This window comes from Caballeronia sp. AZ7_KS35 (genome assembly GCF_023631045.1).
In the GTDB taxonomy this organism is placed as follows: Bacteria; Pseudomonadota; Gammaproteobacteria; order Burkholderiales; family Burkholderiaceae; genus Caballeronia; species Caballeronia zhejiangensis.
This window is the reverse complement of record NZ_JALQDV010000038.1, coordinates 15,808-38,575: the sequence shown is the minus strand read 5'-3', so window position 1 is coordinate 38,575 and position 22,768 is coordinate 15,808. Positions and strand designations below refer to the sequence as shown.

At 66.2% G+C, this 22,768-nt stretch carries 20 protein-coding genes; 10 read left to right on the top strand and 10 right to left on the bottom strand.

Annotated elements, in window-relative coordinates:
- Window positions 1-222 precede the first annotated feature (222 nt).
- The 9 genes from NCT05_RS22885 to NCT05_RS22845 all read left to right on the top strand — a co-directional run bounded on the left by NCT05_RS22885 (window position 223) and on the right by NCT05_RS22845 (window position 12,296).
- Window positions 223-1,716: a UbiD family decarboxylase gene (locus tag NCT05_RS22885; protein ID WP_250503230.1), complete on the top strand. Its 1,494-nt coding sequence runs from the start codon at window positions 223-225 to the stop codon at window positions 1,714-1,716.
- Entirely contained in the window at window positions 1,709-2,323 is a 615-nt protein-coding gene (locus NCT05_RS22880) for a UbiX family flavin prenyltransferase (RefSeq protein WP_250503229.1), read from the top strand. Before NCT05_RS22885 ends, NCT05_RS22880 begins: the two co-directional genes overlap by 8 nt.
- Before the next feature lie 4 nt (window positions 2,324-2,327).
- Window positions 2,328-5,360, top strand: coding sequence for a xanthine dehydrogenase family protein molybdopterin-binding subunit (locus tag NCT05_RS22875; protein WP_250503228.1), 3,033 nt, complete (start codon window positions 2,328-2,330; stop codon window positions 5,358-5,360).
- Entirely contained in the window at window positions 5,357-6,178 is an 822-nt protein-coding gene (locus NCT05_RS22870) for an FAD binding domain-containing protein (RefSeq protein WP_250503227.1), read from the top strand. The genes NCT05_RS22875 and NCT05_RS22870 overlap by 4 nt, the downstream gene beginning before the upstream one ends.
- Window positions 6,179-6,183: 5 nt before the next feature.
- Window positions 6,184-6,711: a (2Fe-2S)-binding protein gene (locus NCT05_RS22865; protein ID WP_250503330.1), complete on the top strand. Its 528-nt coding sequence runs from the start codon at window positions 6,184-6,186 to the stop codon at window positions 6,709-6,711.
- Complete coding sequence (locus NCT05_RS22860; RefSeq protein ID WP_008348097.1) at window positions 6,704-8,266, top strand: AMP-binding protein; 1,563 nt, start codon at window positions 6,704-6,706, stop codon at window positions 8,264-8,266. The genes NCT05_RS22865 and NCT05_RS22860 overlap by 8 nt, the downstream gene beginning before the upstream one ends.
- Before the next feature lie 6 nt (window positions 8,267-8,272).
- Window positions 8,273-9,079 carry an enoyl-CoA hydratase/isomerase family protein gene (locus tag NCT05_RS22855; protein ID WP_008348095.1) on the top strand — a complete coding sequence of 269 codons (807 nt, stop codon included), beginning with the start codon at window positions 8,273-8,275 and terminating at the stop codon, window positions 9,077-9,079.
- A gap of 33 nt (window positions 9,080-9,112) precedes the next feature.
- Window positions 9,113-10,834 carry a GMC family oxidoreductase gene (locus NCT05_RS22850; RefSeq protein ID WP_250503226.1) on the top strand — a complete coding sequence of 574 codons (1,722 nt, stop codon included), beginning with the start codon at window positions 9,113-9,115 and terminating at the stop codon, window positions 10,832-10,834.
- A gap of 85 nt (window positions 10,835-10,919) precedes the next feature.
- Window positions 10,920-12,296, top strand: coding sequence for an MFS transporter (locus NCT05_RS22845; protein WP_250503225.1), 1,377 nt, complete (start codon window positions 10,920-10,922; stop codon window positions 12,294-12,296).
- Window positions 12,297-12,311: 15 nt separating this feature from the next.
- Here the strand turns inward: NCT05_RS22845 and NCT05_RS22840 are convergent, their stop codons facing one another.
- The 10 genes from NCT05_RS22840 to NCT05_RS22795 form a co-directional block, all read right to left on the bottom strand.
- Window positions 12,312-13,220, bottom strand: a complete 909-nt coding sequence (locus tag NCT05_RS22840) for a LysR family transcriptional regulator (protein ID WP_250503224.1) — start codon at window positions 13,218-13,220, stop codon at window positions 12,312-12,314.
- A 124-nt stretch (window positions 13,221-13,344) separates the two neighbouring features.
- A complete protein-coding gene (locus NCT05_RS22835) occupies window positions 13,345-13,698 on the bottom strand; it encodes a RidA family protein (protein WP_008348087.1) in 354 nt (117 codons plus the stop codon).
- A 37-nt stretch (window positions 13,699-13,735) separates the two neighbouring features.
- Window positions 13,736-14,899, bottom strand: a complete 1,164-nt coding sequence (locus NCT05_RS22830) for an NAD(P)/FAD-dependent oxidoreductase (RefSeq protein WP_008348086.1) — start codon at window positions 14,897-14,899, stop codon at window positions 13,736-13,738.
- On the bottom strand, window positions 14,892-16,307 hold the full coding sequence (locus NCT05_RS22825) for an NAD(P)/FAD-dependent oxidoreductase (protein ID WP_008348083.1): 1,416 nt from the start codon (window positions 16,305-16,307) through the stop codon (window positions 14,892-14,894). Before NCT05_RS22825 ends, NCT05_RS22830 begins: the two co-directional genes overlap by 8 nt.
- Window positions 16,297-16,665, bottom strand: a complete 369-nt coding sequence (locus NCT05_RS22820; protein WP_033536269.1) for a (2Fe-2S)-binding protein — start codon at window positions 16,663-16,665, stop codon at window positions 16,297-16,299. Before NCT05_RS22820 ends, NCT05_RS22825 begins: the two co-directional genes overlap by 11 nt.
- A gap of 11 nt (window positions 16,666-16,676) precedes the next feature.
- Complete coding sequence (locus NCT05_RS22815; protein WP_175980880.1) at window positions 16,677-17,804, bottom strand: NAD(P)/FAD-dependent oxidoreductase; 1,128 nt, start codon at window positions 17,802-17,804, stop codon at window positions 16,677-16,679.
- A complete protein-coding gene (locus tag NCT05_RS22810; protein ID WP_250436532.1) occupies window positions 17,801-18,598 on the bottom strand; it encodes an ABC transporter permease in 798 nt (265 codons plus the stop codon). The genes NCT05_RS22815 and NCT05_RS22810 overlap by 4 nt, the downstream gene beginning before the upstream one ends.
- Before the next feature lie 16 nt (window positions 18,599-18,614).
- Window positions 18,615-19,487 carry an ABC transporter permease gene (locus tag NCT05_RS22805; protein ID WP_250503223.1) on the bottom strand — a complete coding sequence of 291 codons (873 nt, stop codon included), beginning with the start codon at window positions 19,485-19,487 and terminating at the stop codon, window positions 18,615-18,617.
- Window positions 19,474-20,553 carry an ABC transporter ATP-binding protein gene (locus tag NCT05_RS22800; protein ID WP_175980874.1) on the bottom strand — a complete coding sequence of 360 codons (1,080 nt, stop codon included), beginning with the start codon at window positions 20,551-20,553 and terminating at the stop codon, window positions 19,474-19,476. The genes NCT05_RS22805 and NCT05_RS22800 overlap by 14 nt, the downstream gene beginning before the upstream one ends.
- A 36-nt stretch (window positions 20,554-20,589) precedes the next feature.
- Window positions 20,590-21,660 carry an ABC transporter substrate-binding protein gene (locus tag NCT05_RS22795; RefSeq protein ID WP_008348073.1) on the bottom strand — a complete coding sequence of 357 codons (1,071 nt, stop codon included), beginning with the start codon at window positions 21,658-21,660 and terminating at the stop codon, window positions 20,590-20,592.
- 176 nt (window positions 21,661-21,836) lie between these two features.
- Here NCT05_RS22795 and NCT05_RS22790 point away from each other — a divergent pair, with 176 nt between their 5' ends.
- On the top strand, window positions 21,837-22,736 hold the full coding sequence (locus NCT05_RS22790) for a LysR substrate-binding domain-containing protein (protein WP_250503222.1): 900 nt from the start codon (window positions 21,837-21,839) through the stop codon (window positions 22,734-22,736).
- Window positions 22,737-22,768: the final 32 nt, after the last annotated feature.

Here is a 22,768-nt window from a genome sequence, read left to right as displayed (position 1 = left end):
TCGATGGACCGCGCCGGGCGTTTGTTCAGGCTTGCTGCTCAAGCGCCCATTCGCGCGTGCTCCATTGATACGTGAGCGCAACAACCGTGTCATCCGGGCTAGCACCGATATAAGCACGAATGATTCGGCGCATCAATAAACAGTATTAGCCGTTATGGGGTGATCTCGCTACGCTTCATCCAATGCGCTGGCTTTGGCAGGCGCGCCCAGATGGAGACGCTGATGAACACACGCGATGCCGCAACGAACGGCAATCCCGCATTCTCGTGGGCCCCGGATCGCACCGATACCGGCTCCCTTTCGCTGCGCGACTGGCTCGCGCATCTTGCGCGGACCGGCCGCGTCGCGACGATCGACAAGCCCGTTGCGCTCGAACATGAACTCGCTGCCATCGCCAAGCGCCTCGACGGCACGCAGGCGGCGTTCTTCACGCAGCCGGGCGGTCACGCGGTGCCTGTCGTCAGCGGCTTCATGGCGAAGCGTGCATGGATCGCGGAAGCGATGGGCGTCGACGAAACCGAACTGCTCGCCCGCTTCTCGGCTGCTGCTGCTGCGCCGCTTCCATCGAAACGCGTCGAACGTGAAAACGCGCCGTGCCAGCAAGTCGTGCATACGAACGGCATCGACCTGCACGCGCTGTTGCCGATTCCGACGCATAGCGAACACGACAACGGCCCGTACATCACCGCGGGTCTCGTGATTGCACGCAATCCGCGGACCGGCGTGCAGAACGTTTCGATCAACCGCATTCAGGTGCATGGCCGCGACCGCATGGCGATCCTGCTGCTGCCGCGCCACCTCTATGCCTTTCAGCGCGCGGCGGAAGAAGCCGGCGATGCGCTGGATGTCGCCGTAGCCATCGGCGTCGATCCGCTCACGATGCTCGCTTCGCAAGCGATCACGCCGATCGATCACGACGAGCTGGAGATCGCGGGTGCGCTGCATGGCGCGCCGCTGCCCGTCGTCGCGTGCGTGACGAACGGCGTGCATGTGCCGGCGTTCGCGGAGATCGTCATCGAAGGGCGCATTCTGCCGGACGTGCGCGAGCCGGAAGGCCCGTTCGGCGAATTCCCGAAGTACTACAGTGCAAAGGAAGCGCGCGAAGTCATCGAAGTGACGGCGGTGACGCATCGGCTCGATCCGGTCTTTCATACGATCGTGCCCGCCGAGATGGAGCATCTGCTGCTCGGTGCGATTCCGCGCGAAGCGACGTTGCTCGCGCACCTTCAACGCAGCCATCCCAACGTGAAGGACGTGCATCTTTCGGTGGGCGGCGTGTGCCGTTATCACCTGTGGGTGCAGTTCGACAAGAAGCGCGAGGGCGAAGCCAAGAACGTGATCCTCTGCGCGTTCGGCGCGCATTACGACATCAAGCAAGCGGTCGTCGTCGATCCCGATGTGAACGTGCACGATCCCGCCGAAATCGAATGGGCCATCGCGACGCGTTTTCAGGCGGACCGCGATCTCGTCGTGATCGCGGGCGCGCAGGGTTCGCCGCTCGATCCGTCGACGACTGTCGGCCAGCCCGCCGATGCGCCCGCGCATCTGCAAGGCATGAGCACGAAGATGGGCCTCGATGCGACGCGCCCCGTCGTCTATGCCGAGCACGTCTTTACGCGCGTGCGCATTCCCGGACAGGACGCAGTCGATCTGGACGCGCTCGTCGCCGCCGACAACAGCGCACTGGACGCCTACCTGGCGCGCAATCATGGCTGAGCAGAAGAAGCGCATCGTCGTCGGCATTTCCGGCGCGAGCGGCGCGGTGATCGGCGTGCGCCTGCTCGCTGCGTTGCGGCGGCTCGGCACGCACGAGACGCATCTGATCGTGTCGGCATCGGGCGCGGTGACGGCGGCGCAGGAACTCGGGCTGACGCGCGGCGACATCGACCAGCTCGCCGACCTCGTCCACAACGTGCGCGATATCGGCGCGTCGGTCGCAAGCGGATCGTATGTCAGCGACGGCATGGTGATTGCACCGTGTTCGATGAAGACGCTCGCGGCCGTCGCCAACGGCTTCGCCGACAACCTGCTCACGCGCGCCGCCGACGTGATGCTCAAGGAACGCCGCCGCCTCGTGCTCGTCGCGCGCGAAACGCCGCTCAATCTCGCGCATCTGCGCAACATGACGCTCGCCACCGAAATGGGCGCGATCGTGATGCCGCCGGTGCCCGCGTTCTACGCGCATCCGAAGAGCATCGACGATGTGGTCGATCACACGGTCGGGCGCATTCTCGATCTCTTCGGCATCGAGCATCAGGAGATCGCGCGACGCTGGAGCGGCCTCGCCGATGCATTCGGCCGCCGCGCGCAAGATGAGGAATGATGCGATGAATCAGCGCGATACCGCCTTCGCAGATATCAATGCACGCGTCGCCGACGACGCCGTTGCCACGCCGCAGCGCCACGTCGGCCGCGCCATGCAGCGCCTCGAAGATCCGGCGATTCTCACGGGCCGCGGCCGTTACGGCGATGACATCGCCGTGAAACCAGGCACGCTGCACGCCGCGGTCCTGCGCTCGCCGCACGCTCATGCCGACATCGTTTCTATCGACACGGACGCCTCGTTGAAGCTGCACGGCGTGCATGCGGTGCTCACGCGCGACGATCTGCGTGCGTGGTCGCGTCCGTTCGTCGTCGGCGTGAAATCGCCGATGGAACAGTGGGCGCTCGCCATGGACCGCGTGCGCTATGTGGGCGAGCCGGTCGCGGTCGCCATCGCGGATTCGCGTGCCCTCGCGGAAGACGCGCTCGATCTCATCAAGGTCGAATACGCGACGCTCGATCCGGTCACGTCGATCGAGCAGTCGGTGCGGGACGACGCGCCGTTGCTGCACGAGCGCGTCGGCAGCAACGTCGTCAGCGACCGGCATTTCCGCTACGGCGAGCCGGAAGCGGCGTTCGAGAACGCGCCGCATCGCGTGAAGCTCGTCGCGCAGTATCCGCGCAACACCTGCGCGCCGATCGAGTGCGGCGTCGTGATCGCCGAATATCTGTCCGGCGACGAAGGCTACGACGTCACGTCGAACTTCATGGGGCCGTTCTCGCTGCACGCCGTCATGGCGATGGCGCTGAACGTGCCAGCGAACCGTCTGCGTCACAAGGCTCCGCGCGACTCTGGCGGCAGCTTCGGCGTGAAGCAGGCCGTGTTTCCGTATGTCGTGCTGATGTGCCTCGCGTCGCGCAAGGCGGGCGCGCCGGTGAAATGGGTCGAGGACCGGCTGGAGCACCTGAGCGCGGCGACCTCCGCGACGGCGCGCCTCTCGACCATCGAGGCGGCGGTGCAAAGCGATGGCCGCATCGTCGCGCTGTCCTACGACCAGCTCGAAGACGTCGGCGGTTACGTGCGCGCGCCGGAGCCCGCGACGTTCTACCGGATGCACGGCTGTCTGACGGGCGCGTATGCGATCCCGAATCTGCTCGTGCGCAATCGGGTCGTGCTCACGAACAAGACGCCGACCGGCCTCGTGCGCGGCTTCGGCGGACCGCAGGTGTACTTCGCGCTGGAGCGGCTGATTCAGCGCATTGCCATCGAACTGAAGCTCGACGTGCTCGACGTGTATCGCCGCAACTTCGTTCCCGCCGATGCGTTTCCGTATCGCGCGGCGGCCGGCGCGCTGCTCGATTCAGGCAACTATCAGGAAGCGCTGCGCCGCTCGATCGACGAAGGCGGCTACGCCGAACTCGTCGCACGCCGCGATGCCGCGCGCAGGGAAGGGCGGCTCTTCGGCATCGGCTTCGCGGCGATCGTGGAGCCGTCGGTATCGAACATGGGCTACATCACGACCGTCATGCCCGCCGACGCGCGCCGCAAGGCCGGGCCGAAGAACGGCGCGATCGCGAGCGCCACAGTCAGCGTCGATCTGCTGGGCGGCGTCGTCGTGACGATCGCATCGACGCCCGCGGGGCAGGGGCACATGACGGTGTGCGCGCAAGTCGTCGCCGATGTGCTCGGGCTGGACCCGAAGGACATCGTCGTCAACGTCGAATTCGATACGCACAAGGACGCGTGGTCCGTCGCGGCGGGCAACTATTCGAGCCGCTTCGCGGGCGCGGTGGCGGGCACGGTGCATCTGGCCGCCACGCGCGTGCGCGAGAAGCTGTCGCGCGTGCTCGCGAAGCAGTTCGGCTGCTCGCCCGACGAGATCCGCTTCGAAGGCGCGCGCATCTTTCCTGTGCACGCCGAGGATCGCGCGCTGCCGTTCGCGCGCGCCGCGAGCAATGCGCCGCACTGGGCGCCCGCGCTCCTGCCCGAAGGCGAGGAGCCGGGCCTGCGCGAGACGGTGTTCTGGTCGCCGCCGCACATGGACGCGCCCGACGAGGCCGACCGCATCAACACGTCGGCGGCGTATGGCTTCGCGTTCGACATGTGCGGCGTCGAAGTGGACCGGGCGACCGGGCGCGTGCGGATCGACCGTTATGTCACCGTGCACGATGCCGGCACGATCCTCAATCCCGCGCTCGCCGATGGCCAGATTCGCGGCGCCTTCGCGCAGGGCGTCGGCGCGGCGCTGATGGAGGAGTTCCGCTACGGCGCGGACGGCAGCTTCCAGTCCGGCACGCTCGCCGACTATCTGATGCCGACGACCTGCGAAGTGCCCGATCCGGTGATCGTGCATCTGGAGACGCCGTCGCCGTTCACGCCGCTCGGCGCGAAAGGGCTCGGCGAAGGCAACAACATGAGCACGCCGCCGTGCATCGCGAACGCGGTGGCCGATGCGCTCGGCGTCGAAGACATTCGCTTGCCGCTCACGCCGTCCAGGGTCATGGCGATGATCGGCATCGACGATCCGGAGCCGTCGCGCCCCGAATATCGCGAAGCGCCGGCGGCGAAGCCCGCGACGCCGGGCGGCGGACGCGCACTGACGGCGCAGGGAAGCGTCGATCTGCCCGCGACGCCGGAAGCCGTGTTCGCCGTGCTGCTCGATCCGAAGGCGCTCGCTAACGTGATTCCGGGCTGTCATGCGCTCGAAGAAGCCGCGCCGAACCAGTATCGCGCGGACGTGACCGTGGGCGTCGGCCTCATCAAGGCACGTTTCGAGGCGCGCATCGGCTTGTCGGAGATCGACGCGCCGCATCGTCTGCGGCTGGCGGGCGCGGGCACGTCGCCGCTCGGCAGCGCGCGCGGCAGCGGTCTCGTCGAACTGAAGCCGCAAGGCAGCGGCACGCGGCTCACGTACGACTACGAAGCGCAGGTGTCGGGCAAGGTCGCCGCGGTCGGCGGCCGCATGCTCGAAGGCGCGACGAAGGTCGTGCTGAATCAATTGTTCGAATCGCTCGGGCGGCAGGCGGCGGGCAAGCCGGTGCAGACGCGCGGATCGTGGCTCGCGAGATTCCTCGCACGTTTCAGGAGGCGCGCATGAAGCCCGTAGCGTTCGATTATCTGCGCGCGCCGACCACGCAGGACGCGCTCGACGCCCTTGCGCAATACGGCGAGGACGCGCGCGTGCTGGCGGGCGGACAGTCGCTGATGGCCGTGCTCAACATGCGGCTCGCGCAGCCGAAGATGCTCGTCGATATATCCCGCACCGCCGAACTCAGTGCCGTGCGCATCGACGAGAAAGCGGGGCGGCTCGTCGTGAGTGCGGCCGCGACGCAAGGCAGCGTCGAATGGCGCGCGACGCTCGCAGAAGAAGTGCCGCTGCTCGCGATGGCCTTTCCGCATATCTCGCATTTTCAGATCCGCAATCGCGGAACGGTGTGCGGATCGATCGCACATGCGGACCCGAGCGCGGAACTGCCGCTCGTGCTCTCGGCGCTCGGCGGCGACGTGATGCTGCGCTCGAAGAAGAAGCGGCGCACGCTCGCCGCGCAGGATTTCTTTCAGGGCATGTTGATGACCGCGCGCGAGCCGGACGAACTCGTCGAAGCGGTGCGCTTTCCGCTGCGAAAAGCTAGCGAGCGCTACGCGTTCAGCGAATTCTCCGCGCGTCACGGCGATTTCGCGATCGTCGCGTGCGCGGCGGTCGTATCGGACGATGCGATTCGCATCGCGGTGGGCGGCGTCGCCGACAGGCCCGTGGTCGAAAGCTGGCCGCGTCTCGCAGGCGACGACCTGCGCGGCGCACTGAACGATTTGAGCTGGAAACTGAACGCGCAGGACGACGCGCATATCAGCGCGAAATATCGCCGGAATCTGGTCCGGCAACTCGGATGGCGTGTGATCGAGGAGGCGAAGTGAGCGACATGTCGGCAAACATCATGCGGCGGGACGAACGGCAGCGCATCGCGCTGACGCTCAACGGCCGCGAGCGCAGCGGCCATTGCGAGCCGCGCGAACTGCTGTCGGATTTCATCCGGCACGAACTGGGCGCGACCGGCACGCACGTCGGCTGCGAACACGGCGTCTGCGGCGCATGCACCGTGCACGTCGATGGCGTTGCGGCGCGCGCGTGCCTGATGCTCGCGGTGCAGGCGGACGGACGGCGTATCGATACCGTCGAAGGTCTCGCGCCCGAGCAGACGCTCGGCGACCTGCAGCAGGCGTTCCAGCGGCATCACGCCTTGCAGTGCGGCTTCTGCACGGCGGGCATCCTCATGTCGTGCGCGGATTATCTGCAACGCGTGCCGAATCCGACCGAGGAGCAAGTGCGCGAAATGCTGTCGGGGCATATCTGCCGCTGTACGGGCTACACGCCGATCGTGGCGGCGGTGCTCGACGTGGCGGCGCGCCGGCGGACGCAAACGGACACGAGCGAGGTCGAACATGCTTGATCTCGGCCGCACCTTTCTGCAAAGCGTCGAGCGCAGTCCGAACGCGCTCGCGCTCGTCGATGGCGAACTGCAACTGACCTATGCACAGTGGCATCGCGTGATCCTGAATGTCGCCGATGGCCTGCGCGCGCTCGGTCTCGAACGCGGCGACCGGCTGCTCGTCGTGCTGCAGAACCGCTGGGAAATGGCGACGCTGCATTGGGCGGGACAATTCGCCGGCATCGTGATCGTGCCGCTCAACTGGCGCGCGAAGCCGGACGAACTCGACTATTGCGTGACCGATGCCGGCGTGAAGGCGATCGTCTACGAGCCCGTTTGCGCCGATGCCGTCATCCAGAGTCCGGCTGCGCAGAACGTGCCGCGCATCGGCCTCGACGATGCGCCCGGCCGCAACCTGGGCTTCGATGCGCTCGTTGCCGACCGCAGCGAAGCGCGCCACGACGCGACGACGCGCGCCACCGCCGACGACATCTCGCTGATCCTCTACACGTCCGGCACCACCGGCAAGGCCAAGGGCGTGCCGCGGCGTCATCGTCACGAACGCGCGGGCGCGCTCGCGCATGTCGCGCAGAACCTGTATCGGCGGGGCGAGAGAACGCTCGGCGTGATGCCGCTCTATCACACGATGGGCGTGCGCTCGCTGCTCGCGATGGCGCTCGTCGACGGCCTGTTCGTCTGCGTGCGCCGCTGGAACGCGAAGCTCGCGCTCGAATCCATCGCCGCGCACGGGCTCACGTGCCTCTACCTCGTGCCGACGCTCTATCACGACCTGCTCGCCGACAAGACGTTCGCGGCCACGGACACGTCGTCGGTCAGGAAGCTCGGTTTCGCGGGCGCGCCGATGAACGACGGCCTGCTCAAGCGCCTGTCCGCCGCCTTCGAGCCGGAACTCTTCGTCAATCACTATGGCTCGTCCGAGGTCTATACGTTCAGCATCGATCAGGACGCGACGAAGAAGCCCGGCAGCGCGGGGCGCGCGGGCATCAACACGCGGCTGCGCGTCGTGAAGCTGGATGCCGTATCGCCCGATCAGATCGCCGCTGCCGGCGAGGAAGGCCAGATCATCGCGGACCTGCTCGGCGACGAGGCTTTCGAAGGCTACTGGAATCGCCCGGACGCGAATGCGAAGTCGCTGCGCGAAGGCTGGTACTTCACCGGCGACACCGGCTACTTCGATGCCGACGGCGACCTGTACGTCACCGGCCGCGTCGACGACATGATCATCAGCGGCGGAGAAAACATCTCGCCGGTGGATATCGAATCGGTGCTGTCGCTGCATCCGGCCGTCGACGAAGTCGCGGTCGCGGGCGTCAAGGACGAGCGATGGGGCCAGCGCGTCGTCGCGTTCATCAAGCGCCGCGAGTTCGTCGATGCAGAAGCGCTCGACGGCTGGTGCCGTCAGTCCGATCTCGTCAACTTCAAGCGGCCGCGCGAATACGTGTTCGTCGACGACATACCGAAGTCTCCGGTCGGCAAGATCCTGCGCCGCAAGCTGCAGGCCGGCGAATACGCGAGCGAGACCCACGCAACCTCTACAGAGACCACCAAGGAGTAACCGAACATGAGCGATTTGAACCATCGCGGCCAGACGCTGCTGCAAGACCTGGACGGCTTTTCAGTCGAGATCGACGCCGCCCGCGAGCGCGCCGACATCATCCTGCATCGCCCGCCGTTCAACGTCATTTCGATGCACGCCCGCGACCAGTTGCGCGCTGCATTCGAGGCGCTCGACGAGGACGACCGCGTGCGCGTGATCGTCGTGCGCGCCAGGGGCGAGCACTTCTCGAGCGGCGGCGACATCAAGGGCTTTCTCGAGGCATCGCCGGAACATGTGTCGAAGCTCGCGTGGAATATCGCGGCGCCCGCGCGCTGCTCGAAGCCGGTCATCGCGGCCAATCGCGGATTCTGCTTCGGCGTGGGCTTCGAGTTGTCGCTCGCGTGCGATTTCCGCATCGTCACCGATACGACGTTCTATGCGCTGCCGGAGCAGAAGCTCGGGCAGATTCCCGGCTCGGGCGGCTCGGCGCGCTTGCAGTCGATGGTCGGCATCGGCCGCACGAAGGACATCGTGATGCGCTCGCGCCGCATTCCCGGCAAGCAGGCGTACGAATGGGGCATCGCGGTGGACTGCGTGGCCGACGCGGAACTCGAATCAGCGACGGATGCGCTCGTCGACGAACTGCGCGCGTTCTCGCCGCTGGCACAGCGCACGGCGAAGAAGCTGCTGAACGACTCGGAAGACGCGCCGCTTTCGATCGCGATCGAACTCGAAGGCCATTGCTATAGCCGCCTGCGCTCGTCGGACGATTTCCGCGAAGGCGTCGAAGCGTTCCACGGCAAGCGCAAGCCGGTGTTTCGCGGGTCCTGATCCCGCGCTTTGCACAATAAAAGGAGACAGGCGATGGAGCGCTTCGATGTCGTGATCGTGGGCGGCGGCTCGGCGGGATGCGTGCTGGCGCATCGGCTGTCGGCGGTGCCGTCGCTGCGCGTCGCGCTGATCGAGGCGGGCGCGGATACGCCGCCCGGCGCCGTGCCCGAGGCCATTCTCGACAGCTATCCGATGCCGGTCTTCTGCGGCGATACCTACATCTGGCCCGACCTGAAAGCGAAGGCCACGAAGGATGCCGCGCCGCGCGTGTACGAGCAGGGCCGCGTGATGGGCGGCGGCTCGAGCATCAACGTGCAGTCGGCCAATCGCGGCCTGCCGCGCGATTACGACGAATGGGCCGCGAACGGCGCCGATGGCTGGGCGTGGCGCGACGTGCTGCCGTACTTTCGCAAGCTCGAACGCGACGTCGACTTTCCCGGCGGCGAGATGCACGGCAGCGACGGCCCGGTGCCGATCCGCCGCATCATGCCCGACGACTGGCCGGCGTTCTGCCACGCGTTCGCAAAGGGTCTGCGCGAGAACGGGGTCGCGCAGTTGCAGGACCAGAATGGCGAGTTCGGCGACGGGTTCTTTCCCGGCGCGTTCTCCAATATCGACGATCGGCGCGTGTCCACGGCCATCGCCTATCTCGACGAGGCCACGCGCAGGCGTCCGAATCTCGCGGTCTACGCGAAGCTGCGCGTGGAACGCATCGTGATGGACGGCGCGACGGCGCGCGGTGTCGTCGCGATTGCGGAGAACGGCGAGCGCGTTCAGTTCGATGCGGACGAAGTCGTGCTGAGCGCGGGCGCGCTGCAGTCGCCGGCGATGCTGATGCGCGCGGGCATCGGCGATGCGCGCGAGCTCGCGGCGCTCGGCATCGCGTGCGAAGTGGACTTGCCGGGCGTCGGACGCAATCTGCAGGATCATCCGTCGCTGACGTTCTGTCATTTTCTCGAGCCGCGCTTTCGCATGCCGCTCGCACGACGCCGCGCCAGCATGATGGCCGCGCGTCTGAGTTCCGGCGTCGCGGGCTGCGATGCCTCGGACCTGTATCTGTCGAGCGCGACGCGTGCGGCGTGGCATGCGCTCGGCAACCGGCTCGGACTCTTCTTTCTGTGGTGCAACCGGCCGTATTCGCGTGGCCGCGTGCAGCTCGCATCGCCCGATGCGGCCGCCGCGCCGCGCGTCGATCTCAATCTGCTCGACGACGAACGCGATGTGCAGCGCCTCGCCGCGGGCGTGCGGATGCTGGCGAGCGTGGTCCACGCATCGGGACTCGGGCGCAGTTCGCGCGACTTCTTTCCGGCGGCGTTTTCTGCGCGCGTGAAGGCGCTGAGCCGGGTCGGCGAGGGCAATGCGCGCCTCACGTCCGTTCTCGGCGTGCTGCTCGATGCGCCCGCGCCGGTGCGCCGTTTCCTCATCGAACGCTTCTTCACGCGCGGACTGAAGATGGACGCGCTGCTCGCCGACGACCGCGCGCTCGCCGCGTTCATCCGCGCGAACGTGTTCGGCGTGTGGCACGCGAGCGGCACATGCCGCATGGGCGGCGCGGAGGATCGCGATGCCGTCACGGATACCGAAGGGCGCGTGCACGGCGCGCGCGGCTTGCGCGTCGTGGATGCATCGCTGATGCCGAGGCTGCCATCGGCCAATACGAACATACCGACCATCATGATCGCCGAGAAGATCGCCGACGCGATGGTCGCGCAGCGAAGCGCGAGCATGGCCCCGCCGCTCGCCGCCGCGTACTGACACTGCTCGAGCAATTTCGTTTTTCAATCGTAACAAGAGCACGCATCCATAAAAGCGTGCCTGCGGTAATCCAAAGGAGATACACATGTCCGTAGCAGCGCAAGACGGAGCCGCCGTGCTTCCGGCAAATCAGCGGCAGATCATGGGTGCAGTGATGGCGTCCTGCATCGGCTGGGCCCTCGATCTGTTCGACTTGTTCGTGTTGTTGTATGTGGCGCCGGTTGTCGGGCGTCTGTTCTTCCCGTCCGAACACGCGATGCTCTCGCTCGCGGCGGTCTACGCTTCATTCGCGGTGACGCTGCTGATGCGTCCGCTCGGCTCCGCGCTCTTCGGCTCGTATGCGGATCGTCGCGGCCGCAAGGGCGCCATGATCTTCGCGGTCGTCGGCGTCGGGTTGTCCACTGCGGCTTTCGGCGCGCTGCCGACGGTCGCGCAGGCCGGCATCGTCGCGCCGATCCTCTTCCTGCTGCTGCGTCTCGTGCAGGGCGTGTTCGTCGGCGGCGTGGTGGCGTCGACGCATACGATCGGCACCGAATCGGTCGCGCCGAAATATCGCGGCGCGGTGTCGGGGCTGATCGGTGGCGGCGGCGCGGGACTCGGCGCGCTTCTGGCATCGCTCACCTTTCTCGCGATGTCCGCGCTCTTTCCCGGCGATGCCTTCGACGTGTGGGGCTGGCGCTGCATGTTCTTCACCGGGATCGTGAGTTCGGTGCTCGGTCTCTTCGTCTTCAACAGTCTCGAAGAGTCGCCGCTGTGGAAGAAGCTCGCCGCCGAAAAAGCCGCGAAGGCCGCGGCGAATACCGAGCGCGCAAAGGCCGAAGTCGTGCGCTCGCCGATCCGCACGCTGTTCTCGCGCGAGTACCGCGGCGTGTTGTTCGTGAATCTCCTGCTGACCATCGGCGGCGGCAGCGGCTACTACCTCACGTCGGGCTATCTGCCGACGTTCCTCAAGGTCGTGAGCCACGCGCCGAACGGGGCGGCCGCCGCGATCCTGATGATCTGCAGCGTGGCGGTGGTGATCGCATCGGTTTTGGCGGGGCATCTCAGCACGTTCATCGGGCGCAAGGGCGCGTTCATCTGGATCGGCATCATCCGGCTCGTCGCCTTGCCCGGCCTCTTTCTGCTGTTGCCGACGGCAGAAAGCATCACGATGATCGGCGTCTATGCGGTGTTGTTGTCCGCGCTCGGCAGCGCCGGTTACGCGCCCATACTGATCTTCCTGAACGAGCGCTTTCCGACCGCGATTCGCGCGACCGGAACGGGCCTCTCGTGGAACATCGGTTTCGCGATCGGCGGGATGATGCCGACCTTCGTCTCGCTCGTCGCGAAGGATGCGAGCCAGTTGCCGTCGACGCTCGCGATTTTCGTCGGCGCGATCAGCGTGATCTTTCTCGTCGGCGCGTTCGTGGTGCCGGAGACGCTCGGCAAGCTCGAGAACGGCGACGCGGGCAGTCCTTCGTGACCTTCACGGCGCGCGTCATTCCGGCGCGCGCGTCGTCACGCGTCCGATCTCCTCGGCGATGATCGCGATCAATGCCTCGGCGGCCGGCCCGATCGGCCGCTTCGGATGCGTCACCTGAATGATGTGGCGCACGATGGGCGGCGCCGAGATCGTGCGTATGCGCAAGCGGCCTTCGTCCGCTTGCGCCTGCACCACGACGCGCGGCAGGATCGTCGCGACGCTGCTCTGCTCGACGAACTGCACGATGGTACTCAGCAGATCGATCTCGAACTTCGGCTGGATGACGACATCGGCCGCCATCAGGGCGGCATCGAGCGCGCCGCGCAGACCGTTGCGCCGCGTAGGCAACACGAGCTCGATGTCCGGCTGCCCGGTCAGATCCATCGTGCCGGGAAGCTCGGGGCCGTGCAGCGCGCTCGTCACCAGCACCATTTCTTCGACGAGCAACGGCTTGACGTCCAGCATCAGGCGTCCGCGCGGCTTGTTGATGATGGCCGCATCGAGCCGGCCCGATTCGACGGCGTCGATCAGTTGCGCGCTGAAGCCATCGGCGACGGATACTTCGACTTGCGGGAAAAGCGCATCGAAGCGGGCGAGCGATTCGGGCAATACGCTCTGCGCTTCCGACGAGACCATCCCAAGCGACACGCGGCCCGTCACGATGACATCGCGACGGCTCAGGTGCTCCCTTGCGTGGTCGATGTCGCGCAGGATCGGCGTGTAGAGGCGGTACATCAATCGTGCGGCTTCGGTGGGCGCCATGCCGTGCGGCCCGCGCTCGAAGAGCTTCTGCCGGATCTCGGATTCGAGTTTGGCGACCTGCATGCTGAGCGCCGGCTGCGCAATGTTCAGCCGCTTTGCGGCACGCGTGACGGTGCCTTCCTCGAAAAGCGCGATGAAGTACTGAATCTGCTTCAGTTCCATGAGACGGGTGTGCGGGACGGTCCGTGAACATAGTACCGCGCGCCGTCTTTCAGGGGGCGGCGTCGCGTCGCCAACCGGAGAATCGAGTCGCCGGTTGCCTGCAACGAGACCGCCCCGGCCGCCGTCAGCTCATCGCGATGACGGCGATCTCCACCAGCAACGCAGGCGACGCGAGCTTCGCTTCCACGGTCGCACGCGTCGGCGCGCAGCCTTCGGGAACCCACGCATCCCACACTTCGTTCATGCCCGCGAAATCACGCGCGATATCCGACAGCCACACTTGCGCCGACACGAGACGGGTCTTGTCGATGCCCGCCTTGTCCAGGAAGCCATCGATCTTTTCGAGCACCTTTGCCGTCTGCAGCTTGATATCGGGCGTCTGATCCGCGGACGTCTGCCCGCCGATGAACACGAGTCCCGCCGCCTTCACGACGCGGCTCATGCGCTGATTGGTGTCGATGCGAACGATATCGCTCATTACTTGTTCTCCTTACGAAAGGGTTGGGGAATACGGATCAGTGCGTGACGAGCGGCAACGCATCGGCGGCGGCCGACGTGGCGCGCGCATGGAAACGGTCGATGGCGAATGCATCGAGCGACAGCGACGGCTCGCCGTCGAGCATGAGTTCGGAGACGAGCTTGCCGCAGCCCGGCCCGAGCTGAAAGCCGCTGCCGCAATAGCCGAACGAGTAGTACAAATTCGACGCCGTGCGGCTTGCCGAAATCACCGGCAGTTCGTCTTCGGTAAATGCTTCGACGCCCGCCCACGCGCGATTCACGCCGAGATGACGCAGATGCGGAAAAAGATCCGTGACCGTCTGCGCGCTTTTCACGAGGCGCATGAAATCGACTTCGCCGTGACGGTTCGCCAGTTCCGCGATGCCGATCAGCTTGCCGCCGATCACGACCGTGCCGTTGTCGAATTGCTTGAAGGACAGCGGACGGCCCGTCGCGCCGAGCGTCGCGCGGCAGAAGGGCGCGACCCGGTGCGTGACCATCAGCATCAGGCCTTCGGGATGCACGGGCACCGGCTCGCCCGCCTGCTTCGACAACTCGCCGGACCACGCGCCCGACGCGATGAGCATCTTCTGCGCGCCGAACGTGCCGCGCGGCGTCTGCGCGAACCATCGCTCGCCGCGCTGTTCGATGCGTCTCACCGGCGTGCCTTCCAGAAAGCGCACGCCCAGACGTTGCGCCGCGAGCCTGAAGGCAGTCGTCGTGCGGTACGGCAACGCGTAGCCATCGCGCTCGACCCAGATGCCGCCGGTCACGTGCCTCGCGAGCGCCGGTTCCAGTTCGAGCACGGTTTCGCGATCGATGATCTTCTCGTGCGTAAAGCCATGCGACGCCAAAAGCGCGACGCGTTCGCGGCAGGTTTCGAGCTCGGCTTCCGTTTCCGCGATCTTCAGTTGCCCCGACGGCACGAAGCCGCCATCCTCGCCCAGCAGATCGGTCATGCCGTGCCATATTTCGCGCGACATCAGCGCGAGCGGAATTTCGGGCAGCGGACGCCCGAGCGTGCGCACGCCGCCCGCGTTGACGCCCGACGAATGACGCGCCACGTAATCCGCTTCGAGCACGATGACTTTCACGCCGCGCTTCGCCAGATGCAACGCGCTGCTGGTGCCGTGCAGACCGCCGCCGACGACGATCACATCGGCTTCGCTGATTTCATTCACCGGCGAGTTCTCCGAGCGTGAGCGGTTTGATCGGCGGGCGAATGCGGTAATAGCCGACCTCGGCAGGCGACACGCGCCGCGCATCCGCGATGACTTCCGTCACCGTCAGCCCGCACATGCGGCCTTGGCACGGTCCCATGCCGCAGCGCCCGAACGACTTCGCCTGGTTCGGCCCGACGCAGCCCAGCTCGACGAACTTGCGCAACTCGCCCGCGGTGACTTCCTCGCATCGGCAGACGATGGTTTCGTTCTTCGGAATGCGGTTCACATCGCGCGGACGATACAGCGAATCGAGGAACGGACGGATGCGCAGAGCGCCCGCGAGATCGCGCCTGAGCGCCATCGCTTCGAGATCGCGCTTGCGGGTATCGATCGCGCCGAGTTGCGCCGCCACCGCGACGCCCGCGAGCGCGCCCTGCAAGGCCGCCGCCTGCGCGCCGCCGATCCCCGCGCCGTCACCCGCGACGAAGATGCCGGGCACGTCGAGCTCGCCCCATGCGTCGGTCTTCGGCGTGAAGCAGAGTTGCGCGTTATCCCAGCGATGCGTCGCGCGCAACGCCTGCGTGAACTGCGTATTCGGCACGACGCCCTGATGCAGCAGAATCACGTCCGCTTCGATGCGGTGCGCCGCGCCCTGCGTCGTGAAGCCGAGCGCGCTCGCATGCTCCACGCCGTCGGCGCCGGTGCGCGATTCGACGCGCAGGTCGTCGGCGGCCTCGAACATCGGCACGCCCGCTTCGCGCAGCGTGCGCATCAGCTGCAGTCCTTTGCTGAGATACGGCCACGCGCGCAAGGCCGACAGCATGTGACGCTTCGCGCGCCAGCGGTCCTCGTGGCGCGTCGTGTCGACGAGCGCGCGAATCGGCACGCCCGCGCGGATGTACTGCCAGCCGAGCAGATACAGAAGCGGTCCGCATCCCGCGAGAATCGGCGGCGCGGCAGGCACTTCGCCCGCGCTCTTGAGCAGGATTTGCGCGGCGCCCGCCGTCAGCACGCCGGGCAGCGTCCAGCCGGGAATCGGGAAAGGCCGCTCCATCGCGCCGCTCGCGAGAATCACGCGCTGGGCGTCGAAGCTGCCGATCCTGCCGTCCTTCAGATAGTTGATGCCGCGCTCGCGCGTGACCTGCCACACGGTCGCGCCCGTCAGATGCCGCGCGCCCGATGCCGCGAACGCCTGGGCGATCGCGCCGCCCGCCGCGTAATCGGGACCGAGAATCTCCTTGCGGCGCGCGTCCGCCCGGCCGATGCCGCGATAGATCTGTCCGCCGGCGGCGTCCTGTTCGTCGATCAACACGGTCTTGAGGCCCGCGCGCGCGGCACGCGTCGCGGCGCTCATGCCCGCGGGACCGGCGCCGATCACGACGACATCGACAGCTTCGGCATGCGACGAAACGAGTTCAGCGGCCATGTGCGTTCTCCAGCGATGCGTCGGCGGTATCGGTGCCGATCGAAGGGGGCAGATCGCGCGCGCCTTCCTGCGACCGGATGCGCATGCCGGCTTTCACTTCGACCATGCAGCTCTGGCGGCTCGGCACGCCGTCGATCTCGACGAGGCATTCGAAGCACGCACCCATCATGCAGTAAGGCGCGCGCGGTGCGCCCGAAACCGGCGTCGCGCGAAACCGCGACACGCCCGCCGCGAGCAAAGCCGCCGCGACGGAGCGTCCGCCTTGCACGGTCAGCGCCCGGTCGTTGAAGAAGATGTCGATGCTCGCGCCGTCCGCGCCCGGCAGCGGCTTGAAAAGCGTAGGTGTCGATGAAGTCATGTCGTGCGTGCTCAATGTGCGGAGATGAGTTCTTTGGCGTGCTCGAAGCGGCGCGCGGAGAAGGTGGGCAGTTCGTCGGGAACCGGTGCGCCGAGAATCCACGGGGCGATGCGCATGGCGTGCGCGGCGGCGAGCGTCACGCCGCTGTGGCAGGTCACGACGAACGCGCCGGGATGCCGCTCCGACTGGTCATAGACGGGAAAGCCGTCGGGGCTGTAGACGCGCAACGCGGCCCACATGCGGACGAGGCGCACATGCTCCAGCAGCGGGAAGGCGCGCACCGCACGCCGGGCGATATCGGCGAGGACGGGCGTGGTCGTGAAATCGTCGAAGCCCACTTCTTCCATCGAATCGCCGAATTGCAGGCTGCCTTCGTCGGTCTGACGCACGTTGAGCGTCGGATAGTGCAGGAACGGCGCGACGCGCTCGCTTACCAGCACTTGTCCGCGATTGGGCGCGACCGGCGCATTCAGCCCGACGAACGGCGCGAGCGTGCGATTGCCGAGACCCGCCGCCAGCACCACGCGTCCCGCGCGATACGTGCCGCGCTTGCCCTGCACGACGAAGCCGTTCGCTTCGGGCACGATGCGCTCGGCGCGCTCGCCGGAAACGAGGCGCACGCCGCGCGTCTGCATCGACGTATGAAGGCCGCGCAGCAGTTTCAGCGGATTCACATGGCCGTCCATCGGCGTATAGCTCGCGCCGATCACCTTCGGCCCGACTTGCGGAATGCGCTCGCGCACTTCGGCGCCGGTGAGGATCTGATACGGGTAATCGCCGAGTTCGGCTTGCAGCGTCGAAAGGCGCTTTTCGCGGTCGGCGAGTTCGGCGTCGTTGAAGCAGAAGTGGAAGCCGCCGGGCTGGCGCAGCGCCACATCGACGCCCGATTCGGCGTGGAGCGACTCCGCGAGCGCAGGCCAGCGCACCGCCGACGAACGCGACCAGCGCGCATACGGCGACAGGCCGTAGCCCTTGCCCTGAATCCACACGAGGCCGAAGTTGCCGCGCGAGGCACGCAAGCCGCCGTCGTCTTCATCGAGCACGGTCACGCGCGCGCCTTCGCGGGCGAGACCATAGGCGACGGCGGATCCGACGAGGCCGCCGCCGAGAACGAGTACGTCGGGACTAGCAGAAGTCATCGGGCTTCTCCGATCAGAATACGGTCGAGTCCGACCATGCGGTCGAGCAGAATCATCAGGAGCACCGTGCCGACGATCAGCACCGCCGAGACGCTCGCGACCAGCGGATCGATCGTCTGCGCGATCTGGTTGTACATGGCGACCGGCAGCGTCGTGGTGCCGGGCGTGGCGACGAAAATCGTCATCGTCAGTTCGTCGAAGCTCTGGATGAAGGACAGCACCCAGCCGCCCGCGACGCCGGTGCGGATCATCGGCAACACGACGCGGCGAAACGCGGTGAAGCGGCTCGCGCCACAGGACAGCGCCGCGCGTTCGGCATCGCGGTCCAGGCCGACCGCCGACGAGAGCGCGAGCCGCAGCGCATACGGCAGCACGATCACCACATGCGCGCACACGAGCGACCAGAACGATCCCGACAGATTCAGCATCGACAGGAAGCGCAGGAACGCGATGCCGAGCACGACGGCGGGAATCATCATCGGCGAGAGGAAGAAGCTCGTGAGCGCGGCGCGGCCGGGAAAGCGGTAACGCGCGATCGCCAGCGCGGCCGGCACGGCGAGCAGTACGCCGATGGTCGCCGCCGCGAACGCGAGCTTGATCGACAGCCAGAACGCCGACACGATGTCGCCGTTCTCGATGATCGCGTGGAACCAGCGCAACGATGCGCCGTCGAAGGGCATCGAAATGAAGCCCTTGTCGGTGAACGAGACGAGCATCACCACGACGAGCGGCGCGAGAATGAAAGTCAGGAAAAGCGCGTTGAATACGAGCGCGAGCGGGCCGTTCTGCTTCATGTGCGTGTCCTCGCGGTCAGTCGAAAATGTGCTTGAAGCGGCGCTCGGCGAGACGGCTGCATCCCATTACGATGGCCACGTTCGCGATCAGCAGCAACACGGCGATGCTCGCGCCGAGCGGCCAGTTCAGCGTGCCGAGAAACTCGTCATAGGCGGCGGTCGCGACCACCTTGAGCCGCCGTCCGCCAATGAGCGCGGGCGTGGCGAACGCCGACGCCGACAGCGCGAAGACGATGATCGATCCCGACAGCACGCCCGGCATGATCTGCGGCAGCACCACGCGGCGAAACACCTTGAGCGGCGATCCGCCGAGCGAGCGGCCCGCCCATTCCACTTGCGGGTCGAGCTTCTGCATGTTGGCCCAGACGGACATCACCATGAACGGCACCAGCACGTGCGTCAGCGCGATGATCATGCCGGTCATCGTGAAGACGAGGCGGATGGGTTCCTCGGTGATATGCAGGGCTTGCAGCACGTTATTGAGCACGCCGTTGTTGCCGAGCAGAATCTGCCAGCCGAGCGTGCGCACGACGACCGAGATCAGCAGCGGCCCGAGCACGATCAGCAGACACAGCGATTGCCACGGCTTCTTCATGCGCGCGAGGATGATCGTCTCCGGCACGCCGAGCACGATCGACAGGAGCGTCACGCCCGTTGCGAGGCCCGCCGTGCGCAGAAAGATCGTGCCGTAGTACGGGTCGCTCACGACTTCCCAATAGTTCGACAGCGTGAACGCGCTGGTGATGCCGGCCGTATCGCTGAAAACGCGGAAGGAGAGGACGAGCGTGAGGATCAAGGGCACCAGCAGCAGGCCGGTGAACAGCAGCAGCGCGGGGCCGGACAAGAGCCACGGCGCAGCGCCGGGGTGAGCGTCGTCAAGCGTGGCCATGCAGCGTCTCCTTGCCGTCTTGCGTGAGCACGCGCAGGTCGTCGTCGGTCCAGTCGAGACCCACTTCGTCGCCTTCTTGCGGCGGCGGCGCGCCGTGGTTCGGCTGCGCGATGCGCAACTTGCCGAGCGCCGTCTCCACTTCGAGCAGCCATTGATTGCCGATGAACACACGCGTCGCGATACGTCCTCTGATGCGCGCATCGCCGTTGGCGAGATGCACTTTCTCCGGGCGAATATAGACATTCACCGCGCCATCGACGTGACGGCCTTCGTGCGGCACATGCAGTTCCGTCCCGGCGACGTTCACGACCGCGCAACGCGGATTGCGCTGCAGCACTTCGCCCGCGAACGCATTCGTGCGGCCGAGAAAGGTCGAAGCGAAGGGCGTCGCCGGACGCTCGTACGCATCGTAGGGCGTGGAGAGTTGCGCGATCTTGCCGCCATGCATCACCGCGATGCGGTCGCTCATGGTCATCGCTTCGACCTGATCGTGCGTGACGAGGATCGTCGTGATGCCGAGACGCTTCTGAATCGCGCGCAATTCGATGTGCATTTCCTCGCGCAGCTTCGCGTCCAGATTGGACATCGGTTCGTCGAGCAGCAACAGTTCCGGCTGCATGGCGATGGCGCGCGCAATCGCCACGCGCTGCCGCTGCCCGCCCGACAGTTCCTTCGGATATCGATGCCCGAGGCCCTTGAGCCGCACCAGAGCGAGCGCCTCCTCGATGCGCTCTTCGCGCTCGCGGCGCTTCACCTTGCGCATCTCCAGCCCGAAGCCGACGTTGCCCGCCACCGTCATGTGAGGAAACAGCGCGTAGCTTTGAAACACCACGCCGATGCCGCGCTTCTCCGGGCGCTCGTTGGTGATGTCGCGGCCATCGAGCAGGATGCGGCCGCTCGTCGGCGTGACGAAGCCCGCGACCATCTGCAGTGTCGTGGTCTTGCCGCAGCCGGACGGACCGAGCAGCGAGAGAAATTCGCCGCGTTCGACGGACAGATCGACATGTTCGATCGCCGTGAAATCGCCGTAGCGTTTGGAGATGCCCTGAAGCGTCAGGAATGCCATGCGCGTGACTCCTTCGACAGATGCGGATGCGCGGCTTTAGCGCTCGACCGAACGGTTCCAGCGTTCCGTCCATTCCGTGCGATGCTGGTTGATCGTCGCCCAGTCGACGGCGGTGAGCTTCGACACCTGCTCGGGACCGTAAGGCACGCGCGCGGCGACCTCCGGCGCGAGCTTCACGGTCTTGTTGACCGGCCCGAGACCGATGTTCTGCGCTTGCAGCAGTTGCACTTCGGGCGTCAGCAAGTATTGAACGAATTCCTGCGACAGCTTGGGCTGCGCGTTTTCCGCGAGCACGCACGCCGCCACTTGCAGCGCGACCGCGCCTTCCTTCGGATAGACGAACTTGAGCGGAAACCCGGTGTTCTGCAACGCGACCGCGCGACCGCTGCCGTAGGGCGCGAGAATCACGTCGCCGGATTGCATCTGGCCATCCATTTCGCCGGGCGTCGGGGCCCACGAGAGCACGTTGGGCGCGACTTGCTTGGTCATCGCCGTGAAGCCGGGGTCGATGTTCTTCTCGCCGCCGCCCGAGAGACGCGCGAGCATCACGAGGGTATGCAGGCCGTAAGTGTTGGTGATCGGCGGAACGCCGAGCTTGCCCTTGATGCGCGCATCGGTGAGCACTTTCCACGAGTCCGGCGGCGGCAGGCCGGCCTTCTTGAACGCTTCTTCGTTATAGCCGATGCCCGTCGCCACCATGCCGACGCCGATCGCCGTCGGGCCGAGTTTCGCGAGCGGATACACGTCGTTCATGATGGGCGCGTCGTCGAGCTTCGCGCACAGGTTCATCTGCATGGCCTGATACATCGGGCCGTCGTCCATCACCGCGACATTGATCTGCTGATGGCCCTTTTGCGCCTGCAACTTCGCGAGCGTGTCGCTCGAATTGCCCGCCACATAGACGACCTTCACGTTGTGCGCCTTCTCGAACGCCGGAATGATTTTCTGCCGATACAACTGTTCGTTCGAACCGCCGACATTGGCGACGTACAGCGTCGTGTCGGCCTGCGCGAGCATCGGCGCGGCAACGGCCGCCGAGAACGCGAGAGCGGCGATGACGCGACGTGCGGGAAGGGCGGACGGACGGCGATGCAACGCTTTTTTCATGACGAGGATCTCCATTGCGGGGGCGTGGGCGGGTGGGATTTGGAAGACATCTGGCCCATCGACGGATCGAGTGTCGCGCTGTCAATTCATATCGTCCAATACAAATAAAATACCTACCTATACATGGTTGATATACATTTCATCGTGTCATGGTGACTACTTAAGGGAAAGCGCGCATGAACCTGAAGCACATCGAGGCGTTTCGCGCGGTCATGGTTTCCGGGTCGATGACGGCCGCGGCCAAGGCACTCTTCACATCGCAGCCGAACGTCAGCCGGCTCATTTCGCAACTCGAACGCGACACCGGTTTGCAGCTTTTCCAGCGCAGCGGCGTGCGTCTGATTCCGACCAGCGAAGGCACCGCGTTCTTTCGTGAAGTGGAGCGCGCGTTCGTCGGCTTGCAGGGTCTCGCGAATGCGGCGGCGCAGATCCGCAATCTCGGCAGCGGGCGGTTGCGCATCGCGGCGATGCCATCGGCCGGCATGACGCTCGTGCCCCATGCGATCAAGCGATTTCATGCGCTGTTTCCCGACGTGACGGTCTCGCTGCATGTCAATACGTCGGGGACGGTGAATCACTGGACGGCATCGCGCTTTTGCGATCTCGGGGTCGCGGTGTATGTGAGCGAAGCGTCCGATTGCCAGGTCGAGCAGTTATCGAACGTGGCCGCCGTGTGTGTGATGCCGGCGAATCATCGGCTCGCGGCGAAGCGCAACATTCGGCCGAAGGATCTCGAAGGCGAATCGTTCATCTCGCTCTGTCACGGCGATGGCACGCGCGCCGTGATGGATGAAGTCTTTCAGCGCGCGGGAGTGCAGCGCGTGCTGGCCATCGAGGCGCAATACACGGCCATGTGCTGCGAGATGGTTCGGCACGGCATGGGCGTGACGCTCGCGCATCCGATCGTGGCGCGAGACTTCGTCGGACCGGACATCGTCATCCGGCCGTTTCAGCCGGTCACGCGCTTTCCGACGTATCTGCTGTTTCCGCCGCATCGGCCGCGTGAGCGGCTTGCATCCGCGTTCGTGGAGGTCCTGCGCGAGCTGCACGACGAACTGCTCGATGGGATCGTCTAGCCGTCGAACGGTGCTCATCGGCTCGGCGTATT